Annotated in this window: 11 protein-coding genes; 8 read left to right on the plus strand and 3 right to left on the minus strand. The window is 43.4% G+C overall.

Annotated features, from left to right (window positions below):
• Positions 1-130 precede the first annotated feature (130 nt).
• Positions 131-304 (minus strand): hypothetical protein, encoded by a 174-nt coding sequence (locus ACSJJG_RS08635; protein WP_285810986.1) that lies wholly within the window; start codon positions 302-304, stop codon positions 131-133.
• A 133-nt stretch (positions 305-437) separates the two neighbouring features.
• On the opposite strand from ACSJJG_RS08635, the gene ACSJJG_RS08640 reads away from it, so the two are divergent.
• The 7 genes from ACSJJG_RS08640 to ACSJJG_RS08670 all read left to right on the plus strand — a co-directional run bounded on the left by ACSJJG_RS08640 (position 438) and on the right by ACSJJG_RS08670 (position 9427).
• Positions 438-2876, plus strand: coding sequence for a phage/plasmid primase, P4 family (locus ACSJJG_RS08640; RefSeq protein ID WP_481089079.1), 2439 nt, complete (start codon positions 438-440; stop codon positions 2874-2876).
• Between the two features lie 641 nt (positions 2877-3517).
• Positions 3518-5329 (plus strand): non-ribosomal peptide synthetase, encoded by a 1812-nt coding sequence (locus ACSJJG_RS08645; RefSeq protein WP_481089080.1) that lies wholly within the window; start codon positions 3518-3520, stop codon positions 5327-5329.
• Positions 5326-6600, plus strand: a complete 1275-nt coding sequence (locus ACSJJG_RS08650) for a hypothetical protein (protein ID WP_481089081.1) — start codon at positions 5326-5328, stop codon at positions 6598-6600. The genes ACSJJG_RS08645 and ACSJJG_RS08650 overlap by 4 nt, the downstream gene beginning before the upstream one ends.
• On the plus strand, positions 6600-7208 hold the full coding sequence (locus tag ACSJJG_RS08655) for a thioesterase domain-containing protein (protein ID WP_481089082.1): 609 nt from the start codon (positions 6600-6602) through the stop codon (positions 7206-7208). The genes ACSJJG_RS08650 and ACSJJG_RS08655 overlap by 1 nt, the downstream gene beginning before the upstream one ends.
• Positions 7205-7846, plus strand: a complete 642-nt coding sequence (locus ACSJJG_RS08660) for a phytanoyl-CoA dioxygenase family protein (protein ID WP_481089083.1) — start codon at positions 7205-7207, stop codon at positions 7844-7846. Before ACSJJG_RS08655 ends, ACSJJG_RS08660 begins: the two co-directional genes overlap by 4 nt.
• A 7-nt stretch (positions 7847-7853) precedes the next feature.
• The gene (locus tag ACSJJG_RS08665; RefSeq protein ID WP_481089084.1) at positions 7854-8078 is read left to right on the plus strand and encodes a hypothetical protein; all 225 of its coding nucleotides are present in this window, start codon (positions 7854-7856) and stop codon (positions 8076-8078) included.
• Positions 8075-9427, plus strand: a complete 1353-nt coding sequence (locus ACSJJG_RS08670; RefSeq protein ID WP_481089085.1) for a hypothetical protein — start codon at positions 8075-8077, stop codon at positions 9425-9427. Before ACSJJG_RS08665 ends, ACSJJG_RS08670 begins: the two co-directional genes overlap by 4 nt.
• Here the strand turns inward: ACSJJG_RS08670 and ACSJJG_RS08675 are convergent.
• Positions 9414-10313 carry an IS982 family transposase gene (locus ACSJJG_RS08675; RefSeq protein ID WP_481089086.1) on the minus strand — a complete coding sequence of 300 codons (900 nt, stop codon included), beginning with the start codon at positions 10311-10313 and terminating at the stop codon, positions 9414-9416. The genes ACSJJG_RS08670 and ACSJJG_RS08675 overlap by 14 nt on opposite strands.
• Before the next feature lie 58 nt (positions 10314-10371).
• Here ACSJJG_RS08675 and ACSJJG_RS08680 point away from each other — a divergent pair, with 58 nt between their 5' ends.
• Entirely contained in the window at positions 10372-10602 is a 231-nt protein-coding gene (locus tag ACSJJG_RS08680; RefSeq protein WP_481089087.1) for a hypothetical protein, read from the plus strand.
• Between the two features lie 39 nt (positions 10603-10641).
• On the opposite strand, the gene ACSJJG_RS08685 is transcribed toward ACSJJG_RS08680, so the two are convergent.
• A protein-coding gene (locus tag ACSJJG_RS08685) for an IS1 family transposase (RefSeq protein ID WP_282885640.1) occupies positions 10642-11336 on the minus strand; the annotation gives its coding sequence in 2 pieces (ribosomal slippage) (positions 10642-11087 and positions 11087-11336; 696 coding nt in all).
• Between the last annotated feature and the right edge of the window lie 29 nt (positions 11337-11365).

The raw sequence follows: 11365 nt of genomic DNA on the forward strand, positions 1-11365 counted from the left end.
GAATTTTGGTGCATGAGTTCACGATGCGGGTAATCCATTCATTGAGAGACAGACAAATCTTGCAATTGTTATTTAAACGAAAAAAGGATAGCGGTATGGGAGCTATCCTCCTGACTAACTGTTGGTTGGTTCAACCTTTGGGGTCAATACCACGCGATTGGAGTTCTTTACGGAGTATGCGCTTGATCCATGTAGCAAGGGAAGCATCACCATCGGCTTTTGCTTGTTCTTCAATTTGTTGCCTGAATTCTTCCGTTAATCTCATTTGGTATTGTGGAGATCGTTTTTCTTTTTGTGTTGACATGGTAATTACCCAAGGATATTTTAAATTACATGGTAATGACCATTTTAATTTTAGTAACCAAATAAAACAACGCCCCGTAGTGCTCGCAACACATACAGGGCGTCTGACCAATAACCGTTGAGAGATAACGATAATGGCTGATACACAGCATAACCAAACTCGCCCTAAATTTACATCTTCAGATAAAACAGATGGACAAAAACCGCTCGATCTGATCCAGACAGTAAAAAGATCCGCCACGTACCATTGGGAAAACCTGCTGCCTGCATGTGGCATCGACATTCCCGCAAAGGGGAAACATGGCGCTTGCCCCATCTGCGGTGGTATTGACCGTTTTCACTTTATTGACGACCATCATCATGGCAACTGGCATTGTCGCCAATGTGATGTCCCAAACTATGGTGATGGGCTGGATTTAGTGGCAAAAACCAAAGGGATCTCGATTCTTGAAGCAGCAAAAGTTATTGCGGATACGCTGGCATTACCTTTGCCAGAACCCAAGCTAACTAGGGAAAGCATTCAAACAACACAGTCGATTGCTGAAAGAGTGACGGGACTGATGGCGCAAACTGTCGCCGGGCAATCTCCCTACCTGACCGCAAAAGGGCTGCATTGCCCTGGTCAGCGGCTGCTGTCCGATAATTCGATAGTGTTGACATTGACAACATTGGATAAGAAAGTCACAGGCGCACAGATCATTAAGCCCAATGGCGAGAAAAAATTACTCTCTGGCAGCCAGAAGAAAGGATCATTTATTGCCTTAGCAAAGCCAGAAGAGTATTCCGATACAGTAATCATTACCGAAGGTTATGCCACTGCGCTCACAGTTAACCAACTCTATAAAGGTACTGTTCTGGCGGCACTGGATGCAGGTAGTTTGCTCTCTGTTGCTCAATCAGTTCGGGAACGATGGTTTGACACGAAAATCATCTTTGCGGCTGATAATGACTGGCACAGCCCCGGCGAACTGGATAAGAACGGTAAACCAAAAGTGAATATCGGCAAGATCTCGGCAGAAAAAGCTGCCCTTGTGGTTAATGGCTGGGTCACATTGCCACCTACAGAGTATAAAGCTGATTGGGACGATTATCGCCAGCAACACGGTGTGGAAATGGCAAAGCTGGCCTTTTCTCAGGGACTTTATCAACCGACATCAACCAAGAAAAAAGCGACTACTCAGCCCAATGATGCCGAGCATTCAAAGTTGACATTATGCCAGATGGGAGCCAGTCAGCGCGGGGAAGTGCTACTGGCACGTTATGACGGCAATTTGGCACTGGATGGCGCTTCGGAAAGCGTTCATCACTATGATGGTATTGTCTGGCGTCCGGTCAGTGACCGTGATTTAAAACGGGAAATGGTGGCGGCCTTTATGGAAGAAAAGCTGCCGTATTCACCGCATGGTATTAGCTCTGCCGTGGATGCCCTGAAATTACAGCTTCCCATGATGCAACCGCCAAAGCGCCACTTAATCGGGTTCAATAATGGCGTGTTTGACCTGAAAACCTGCCAGTTCCGGTCGCATCGTAAAAGTGACTGGCTGCTACTTGCTAATGATGTTGAATTCAATTCCCCCATTTCGGGGGAAACCCTGAAAGACCATGCACCACAGTTCTGGCACTGGCTGAATCGGGCAACAGCCAACTGTGAAAACAAGTTTAGTCGTGTATTGGCGGCACTGTTTATGGTGCTGGCGAATCGTTACGACTGGCAGCTTTTTCTGGAAGTCACTGGTGCCGGAGGCAGTGGCAAAAGCATCTTTGCTGAAATTTGCGCTATGCTGGCAGGCAAAGGCAATACGGTTTCTGCGAGTATGGCTGCTCTGGAAAACCCACGGGAACGGGCGTTGATTGTCGGCTATTCGCTGATTATCCTGCCAGATCAGACTCGCTATGTGGGCGATGGTTCCGGCATCAAGGCCATTACAGGCGGCGATGAAGTTGCCATCGATCCGAAGCACAAACAACCCTATTCAACCCGTATTCCTGCTGTCGTGCTGGCGGTGAATAATCATGCTATGAGTTTCAGTGATCGCAGTGGTGGTGTGTCGCGGCGTCGGGTAATCTTCAACTTTTCTGAAGTCGTACCGGAAAATGAACGTGATCCTCTGCTGCGCGATAAAATCGCGGCAGAACTGCCCGTGATTATCCGACATCTGCTGCATCGGTTCGCTGATCCACAAACAGCAAGGCGTTTACTGGCAGAACAACAGAAATCTGAAGAAGCGCTGGATATCAAACGTGGCACCGATCCACTGGTCGATTTCTGCGGTCATCTGATTGCATCCCATGAAGCTGATGGCCTGTTAATTGGCAATGCGGAAATTATGCCGTTTAATCCCCGCAAATACCTTTATCACGCCTATCTTGCTTATATGAAAGGCAATAACCTGAATAAACCTGTTTCCGTAACTCGTTTTGGCATGGATATGCCGGGCGCACTGGCAGAGTATAGCCTGCATTACCTGCGCAAGAAAAGCAAATACGGCATTCGCAGCAATCTGAGCCTCAATGTCGACACCGCTAATGAATGGATGCCAAAACTAACAAGGAATGACCAGCCAGAAGAATAATTTTTTCTTGTACAGGCATTTTTCAAAGAAATATAAAAAAGTGTTCACCATTATTCACTCTGTAATTTAAACCAGATATATCAACCTATTATAGGGTGAATAGTTATTTTTAAACTGTTCACAAGTATTCAACCCTGTTCACCTTTTTTCAAGTTTGAGGTGAAGGGTTGGTTGAAGAGTAATGATGAGTTTGATTTCATGTCATCACCACTTAATGGCATGAATTTAAATAAAAATATTTAAAAGTGAATAGGTGAACAGTTTTATCACTAATTCTTTAATAGGGTGGGTTAAATAAGAATTTTTTCTGGCAGGTGTTTTTTCAGCTCTCCGAGTTACCGGGGTAATGTATTAGCCCGGTAACTCGGAGAAGACAAGCGCAGCGCGTCAGTGACGTCATTGGTCAAAATGGTTATTACCCGATTAAGCGAGAAACTTTTTCTGGCTGGCCATTAGTTTTGTGCCACTGCAGTTCCAAATTTATGCAGCTAATAGCATTCTCTATGTACGTATAAAATCATTTAAATAACATATTGTTAACAAAAATAATAACATTTATTTAAAATTTGTTTAATTAACCAGCTCTTATTGTATGGATTGTCTCTTTAGTTTTTATTAATATTTTTTCCAGGCTAAAAAGATTGAACTATATTGTTACTGGGAAAATGGATAATTATAAATCAATAAATTTTATAATATCCCATATTGTTGATCTTTATGGGAACTCACAGGCTGTTATTGACGAAACAGAATCCTTAAGCTATTCGCAGCTATATGCTGCGGCAAGCCAGCTCTGCGTGCATTTGGCGAATATCCAGCAAGGTAAAGGGAAGTGTATTGCTGTCGCAGGTCCTCATAATGTCAGAACTATTGTTGCTTTATTGGCAATCGTCCTTTCCGGAAATTACTATGTCTATGTTGATTTAAATCAACCAAAAACTTGGCTTGAACAGCAACTTAGTCGACTAGATTGCCATATAATGCTCTATTCCATAGGTAGTTACCCTACAAATATACCTAACGGTATTACATTGTTTTCTGTAAGAATTAAGAGCGATAGTTGCTTTGTTTCAAGTACTTTCCCCGATGTACCAACTCATCAGGCGGCTTATGTTAATTTTTCATCCGGCAGTACGGGTAAACCAAAAGCAATTGTCTGTACTCACGCTGGTATTATCCGTCTTTGTCGCCAACAAACATTTCTCGACTTTGACTCTCGTCCAGTATTTCTATTTCATTCCCCTTTATCTTTCGATGCTGCTACTCTGGAAATCTGGGGAGCATTGCTCAATGGCGGCACTTGTATCATCCATCAAGGAAAAATACTGACCCCACAGGCTCTACAAAAAGCTATTCATTATTATGGCGTCAATACGTTGTGGCTGACTACAGCCCTTTTTAATGCTCTCGTTGATACTGATATTCAATGTCTACATGGATTACATACTGTACTAACTGGTGGAGATATTTTATCAGTTTCTCATGTACGTAAAGCCGTTACTGTCCATCCCAAAATCAATTTTGTAAATGGCTATGGTCCAACTGAGAACACCACGTTTACTTGTTGCCACATAATTCGGGCTAAGGATTTAACGGGGCATGATATTCCTATTGGACAAGCAATCAACGGCACGCAGGTATTACTTTGCGATTTGCAAGGTGAAGACATAACTGCCCCCGGTGTCAGTGGTGAAATATATGCTATTGGGGAGGGAGTAGCATTGGGATATTTCGGTGAACCAGAACGTACAGCACAAGCCTTTGTCACCGTCACTTGGCAGGGAATATCCCAACGAGCTTATCGTACAGGCGATCTTGCATATTATGACGAAGAGGGAAATCTACATTTTATTGGTCGAGCGGACAGTCAAATAAAAATTAATGGCTACCGCATTAATTTAAGTGAAATAGAAAATAGACTGCGCAATATTCCGGGAGTAGAAGATTGTTCATTATTGGTGCAGCAATATCATGGTAGTAAACAGCTGATAGCCGTACTACAAGCAGAAGATGATCGTCCAGCTCGTCAAGCTATGCTGAAATTTCCTTCTTGGGAACGCCCGTCCTCTTGGTTTTGTGTCCGTTCACTACCTTTGACTCAGCATGGAAAAGTGGATCGTCAAGCGCTTTTTTTGCAATGGCAAGCATTACAATCACAATCATCAACTATGGAAATGAGCCAGCAAGAAGCAGCCTGTGCCATCTGGTGGTCAGAATTGCTGGGCTATCCAGTTACTTCTTCAACACACAATTTTTTTGAATCAGATGGTAATTCATTACATGCTTTGCGCGTACTGGCTACTTGTTATCAATACTATTCTGATGTGGCACTTTCCCTCCAGGAACTTTATCAGCATGCGACTCTTGCTGATTTTGCTTCCTTGTTAACCCGCAAGGGAATTGATGTCAATACATTACAGAATCCTGTTCCTGAGGGGGTTCTGGTACTATGAATGAAATCTTTGAGAAGTTATCTCAGCGGCAAATTTATTGCTTACCATTTGGTAATCGGCTGGTTATTTATGGTCAGTGGCAACAGTTAGATCAAGAGGAACGTTTCTGGCTACAGCAAGGAAAAGAACAGCTGCTTACCTCTTATAGTGATAGCTCCTGCACTTTGCCACTTCCTTGCTGGCTTAATGCAATGGTACTGAGTGAGATTATTTCCGGTGATTGTTCACAATTCGGATTGTTTTACCTGGCACCAGACTCGATCCCTCTAGAACCTTCCAAACTAAAAAACTTGATCGAAGGTTTATATAGAACCTTTCCACTTCTCAATAGTGCAGTGGAGTGGGGGGATAGTGGACTCGACTTACGCCTTTTTACCTCACCATATAATGCCGAACCTGAATATCAAGAATCTGTGCAGTATGCAGATGCTCAGGCTTTTATTCGCGAACAATTACAGCACTCTCACTCTGTGTTTAAAAGAGGAATGCTGCGAATCGTATATGCACGTTGCGGTAAGGATATGCGGTGGGGAATATGGCTGCATCACTTGATTGCGGATGCCGACTTTGTTCAGACATTACTTTCTCAGGTACAAGTTTGGTTAAAGACAGCTGCATGGCCAGAGCCGGATCTGGATTTTATTCAACAAATTTGGGTTCTAGAACAACAAATCACAGTACACCGAGAACGACTGCAAACTTTCTGGCGCAATCAAAAAACGCTTTTCAGCACTCTGACCATGCCTCCGACACGGGAGTTGTTACCCGAGAGTTCATTTATGAGCGTCACATTGCACGATGAACCACAAATGTTTACCCGTATGATTCTGTCGCTCTCACGGACATTGGTTAAGCTGAATATTAATGGTCCTCAGTTAGCAGTAACCCCGGTTACTTTGCGTCGTATAGGGCGAAATACGAGCAGTGGATGTTATGTCAATCTGTTACCGATACTGCTGGATGCTCGCTATGAAGTCACGGAGTTTGACCAGCTACGTTTGTCGTGGCTAGAGCACGCACAGCTACCTCAGGAGGAAATTACTTCTCTGTGTGAGCTCAATTATCGTGATGCTATCGTGATGATCAATTTCATAGATACACCAATAGTAATGGAAGGGTTTCAGCATCATCCTGAATTTCGTAGCAGGAAGCCTATCACCATAACCGTCACTCATGGAGAACCAGGATTCTGGCACGTTAAGCTGACAACCCGCTGGGGAGAAACATTTAGCAACGCTTTACACAGTGCCTTGGTGGAGGAGCTGACCTGATGATACTTTTGCTTCCTGATTTCATCGGACATCCCAGTTGTTTTCAGTCCCTGCTTTCCCATCTGCCTGAACAGGTGGAAAGCGTTAATTATCACACATTAGCTATGAAAGAAGATCTTTCTGAACTGGCTGATCTTATCGCTGATGGATTGAAATATAAGCCGACTTGGATCATTGGCTATTCGTTCGGTGGTGCTCTGGGATACGAACTCTGCCAACGCAATTTTCCTACTGCCCGCTTAGTTATGGTGGACAGCCATTTGCCTTCGTCTTCGTTGCGTGAAATGCCTGTCGACGAACAGTACCAGCGCTGGCTAACAACAGATATACAAAACTGGCTTTCCTTGATGCAGGAGCTTAATGAAATAAAGTTACCTGTCATTCTAAATAACATTAGCCTATTCAGCCAATGGCAACCAAAACCAACCTTGCAACAAGCATGGTGGATACGCTGCACTCGAAATAATATCAACGTAAACACTGACTGGCATTTATTGATCAAGCACATACACCAATTCGATGTCTCGTTATGTCATCACGAGGTGATGAAAGAGAGTAGCGTAATTTCTTACCTTATCCGATTAATTCAAGAGGTTACCTTTTCATGATATTTCATAGGCAGGCAATTTCACTTGATTTTCAAAAACTGGCTCTGGATTGGATTCTTGCACAATCCGATTCTCCATCTGCAGGGCTAGAGCCAGAGTTCGATATTGGTGATGATAAACTGCGTTATGCAAAAAAAATCCGCAATATCTCTAATCATGACCCGCAGTTCTGGCAGGCATGGAGTTATGGTTCTGGTCTGACGAAAATTGTAAGTCAGTACCTCGATAACCCTCGTTTGTTACGTCATGCAGCCTTTATTAAACGTCATGCTGATGAATCGTTTATACCTCTACATCAGGACATTGCATTGTGGGAAAAACCCTTTAATACCGCTTGGACATTCTGGGTAGCTTTGACCCCCGCATTTAAAGAGAACGGAGGTATGTTTTATCTGCCCGATACTGATGTGGTTTACCCGCACGAGTTCGATCTAAATTATCCCATGTTTAAGTGCATCGACCTCGAAAAAAACCAAATTTCTCAGGAAGAACTAAAGGATGTATCACTCCAAGCAGGAGACATATTGGTGTGGCCTGCAAAAACCCCACATGGCAGTTACATGAATATCAGCGGTCAATTGCGTATAGGTATGCCGATAGTGTTTGTTGAAGAGATCGAATATCAAAAACTAATGTGAGGCAAATATGAAAGTATGGGTAATTGATAATCTAAGAATTATTTTCCCTGATAGAGATATTTCAGAAGACAATATTGATGAATCCCTCAAGGAACTATTAAATCATTCAATGAAAATGGTGACTTTTCTGGCACGCTTTGCTCGACAATTTAATCATGCACCAAAAATTATGGATTTTCAGGCTGCTCCTTGTTTTGAAACTTTAGTAAGAAGTATGGAGCACCCTACATGATACGTATTATTGATTGCACCTTGAGAGAAGGCATGCAAACCCGCCAGTGTTGCTTTACTACTGAACAGTCGGTACTACTTTCCCGAGAAATAGCGGAGTTAGGGGTAGATACGATTGAGTGTGGACATCCTTTTATTTCGTCGAAAGAAGCAGAACGTGTGCAAGCTGTGGTAGCAACCTCACCTGTGCCAGTGTTAGCTCATGCCAGAGCTCGCTTGGAAGATATCGATGCCGTGTTACAAACTGGGGCTCATTGGGTTGGATTGTTCGCCTCTATTAATGAAATTTCAATGGCAACGAAGTTTAAAGGTAAGAGCCGCGAAGAATTGTTAACCATGTTTGGTTCTTCTATCCGATATGCCCGTGAACAAGGGCTGTTAGTCAGGGCAACCATTGAGGATGCCGGGCGTACTGCAGTCCCTGACTTGGTCAGTATGGTTATAACTGCTCGTGAAGCAGGTGCTAATCGTATTTGTTTCGCTGATAGTGTAGGTATTCTACTACCCGATGAAACTTTTGATGTGTTATCGCTATTACACTATGAGTTTCCTGATATTGTTTTGGAATATCATGTTCATAACGACAGAGGACTAGCGCTAGCTAACACGCTAAAAGCAATTGAAGCGGGAGTTGAATGGATCTCTACGAGTTGCAATGGCATAGGTGAACGTGCAGGTATCACTGATACTTTCCAATTGATTACGCTGCTTGCTACACGTTTTGAACAAAATCGTTTTGATATTTCCCGAATTTTGGCACTCTCTGAATTGGTAGAAGCGTATAGCCGAATACCCATGTCTCCAATGCAACCGGTTGTAGGTAAAAATGCTTTTGTGCATGTTGCCCGCTTACACCAACTTGCTATGCAGAAAGACAGTGCTGCTTACAGCATTTTTGATCCAAAACTCATCAAGGGACACATTTCTCTGGAGCATTTTACTCCCTTACAAGAACAAGAGCTTTTTCTGGTTCCGTTGGAAAAATCTTCAACAGAACTGAAGTATCACCGCCACGGCCCAGGAAAACGCTTTGTGATGTTGGATAAACGATTGGTAGATGGGTCTCCCTACTATTTTATTGCCCGCCAATTTTCGATGATAGGCGCTGATGAGTCTGCAGAGACAGGTCATGTTGATAGCCATACTCATAATTGTGACTCCGTATTCTTGTTTTTAGGAGATGGTCAGGACTATATCGGCCTAGAGGTGGAAGTCGATCTTGGGGGTGATATTCGTCATCTACATAGCCCAGCCAGTGTTTTTATCCCAGCGGGTGTGGCTCACTCCTATCGTTTTATTCGTGGTTGTGGCACCTATATTAACGCGATGCTCAACTTTAACACCCAATAACGAGCGTTTGTTGAAGCCAGTCGCGTTGTTTTTTACCTTGTTTAAAGTTGGCAAAAATACCCAATGTGTGAGAAAGCAGCTTTCTGGCGATTCGATTGCTCAGATGCCACATATCCCGCGCCCAGCACTTCTCGATAGCAAATTGTCCGGCGAGTTGGCCAATCACCGTTTCAATAAGACGTCGTTTGGCATTGATGCATTTTCTTATCTCTTTGGGAACAGGATCATCCATATTGGCTCGCACTGGCGTGATCATTTCAATATCAGCTCTCTTCATTTCTTGTTTAAATTCAGTGCCTAAATAGCCTTTGTCACCGAGTAAATAGCCAGTGATTGGCGCGACCAAATCCCAGGCCGCTTCACGCTCACTGACGCTCGCAGGTGTTAACGTGAGCCCCGTGACTACGCCGGTTTCATCTATCATCAGATGCCCCTTAAAGCCGTAGTATGTTTCGTTCTTGGCGGCACAATATCCATAATCCGCTTGCCCTTTAAAGTTGGCGCTGCCTTTCGCTCTTTTGAATCCACAGACGGGCAGGGGAAATCCGTCGATAATATGCACCGGTCTGTCGAGCGCGCCCAATAACGTCGCCAGCTGCTCTTGCAGCTTTTGTTTGACAACCCAAAGATTCGCCGCCTGTTTAGCAAAATTGGCGCGTGAGCCCAGTCCCGGAAACCACTCGCGCCAGTGGTCAAAAAAGTATTTCCAAATCCCTTTATCTGTTGAAAACCCTAAGAATTCACCAATCACTTCCATCGTGATGACTTCGGCATCGCTCATCTTAGGTGGGGGGCCCCGGCTTCGTAATCGTGTGCCTTGCTGTAACGCCGTTAAATTATCGTCTACCCAACAAAACACCCAAATGATAAAATCTTGCTGTGACATAGCCTTTTGTTCCTTTATTTCTCTATTTTTGGCGATTTAAAGTTATAAAGGAGCGGCTATGTATTTCAACTCAACTCATCTAAAAGTCGAGCATCTCGTTAAAGTATTTAAAAAATTCGATGGTGATTTGAAGGTGGATAATAACATCCCGCATATAAAATCGATTCCAGCACCATTCCCTGACAGTGAGCTAAATAAACAACATTACAATAAACCTCCTAAAAAAACACTACCACAAATAATACTTACTCAAACAGATAGCAATGAAACAGATATTAAAATCAGCTAAATGAAAATACTGGTCACGTATTCAAAATGTTGATTGGTCTTAAATATAATATTCTCTTTCGATAAAAGTCCCGATGACTTTGTCATGCATTTCCGGTGATTTTGAATAGCCTAATGTTTTACGATTCAGCCGCTTAATTCGGTTTCTAAGGGTGAGGTTTTCACGTTCAATACGCTGCGTAAAACTTTTTCCGATGAGGTGTTTATCCGTGGGCAACAAGATGTAAGCCTTGAATTTATCGGTACACCAAAAAGCGACGTTAAAGTGCGATAATTTTTTGAGCAGTTTCTTCAACGTCTTTTTGCTTCGTCGGCCGAAAGTATGGGCAATAATACGCTTCAGACGAGGCTCCCAAGCATACCATAACCAACGTTGTTGCTTTTTATTCCCAACAAATGACCACATCTCATCGACTTCACAGATGAGCTCAATTTCCACCTGTTCCAGCGGTAATGTGGTTACACATCGTGGGGACAATTTTTTAAAGTGCGAACGACAGCATTAATACTGATATGTAGTGCCCGTGCAGTGTCACGGATACCGGCATTATTCATGGCAAGATCCACAACTTGTTCTTTTATGCCCGTCCGGCAAGCACGATAAGCATATTCAAGCTGAAAAGTACGGCGACAAGACAGGCAACGATAACGCTGACGTTCACCTTGACCCGTGCCATGTTTTCTTACCGATTCGGTTTGTTGACAAAATCGACATTTCACTTCTACCGTTGCCATCTGATTTCCTGAAAAAGTGAGGAGTATAC

It is taken from the genome of Xenorhabdus sp. SGI 60, from assembly GCF_056632175.1.

What these genes read in the sequence shown, in the direction of transcription:
- ACSJJG_RS08650 (WP_481089081.1), top strand. Translation starts at nt 5,326, where the DNA reads ATGAATGAAATCTTTGAGAAGTTATCTCAGCGGCAAATTTATTGCTTA.
- ACSJJG_RS08635 (WP_285810986.1), bottom strand. Translation starts at nt 304, where the DNA reads ATGTCAACACAAAAAGAAAAACGATCTCCACAATACCAAATGAGATTA.
- ACSJJG_RS08675 (WP_481089086.1), bottom strand. Translation starts at nt 10,313, where the DNA reads ATGTCACAGCAAGATTTTATCATTTGGGTGTTTTGTTGGGTAGACGAT.
- ACSJJG_RS08655 (WP_481089082.1), top strand. Translation starts at nt 6,600, where the DNA reads ATGATACTTTTGCTTCCTGATTTCATCGGACATCCCAGTTGTTTTCAG.
- ACSJJG_RS08670 (WP_481089085.1), top strand. Translation starts at nt 8,075, where the DNA reads ATGATACGTATTATTGATTGCACCTTGAGAGAAGGCATGCAAACCCGC.
- ACSJJG_RS08680 (WP_481089087.1), top strand. Translation starts at nt 10,372, where the DNA reads ATGTATTTCAACTCAACTCATCTAAAAGTCGAGCATCTCGTTAAAGTA.
- ACSJJG_RS08640 (WP_481089079.1), top strand. Translation starts at nt 438, where the DNA reads ATGGCTGATACACAGCATAACCAAACTCGCCCTAAATTTACATCTTCA.
- ACSJJG_RS08665 (WP_481089084.1), top strand. Translation starts at nt 7,854, where the DNA reads ATGAAAGTATGGGTAATTGATAATCTAAGAATTATTTTCCCTGATAGA.
- ACSJJG_RS08660 (WP_481089083.1), top strand. Translation starts at nt 7,205, where the DNA reads ATGATATTTCATAGGCAGGCAATTTCACTTGATTTTCAAAAACTGGCT.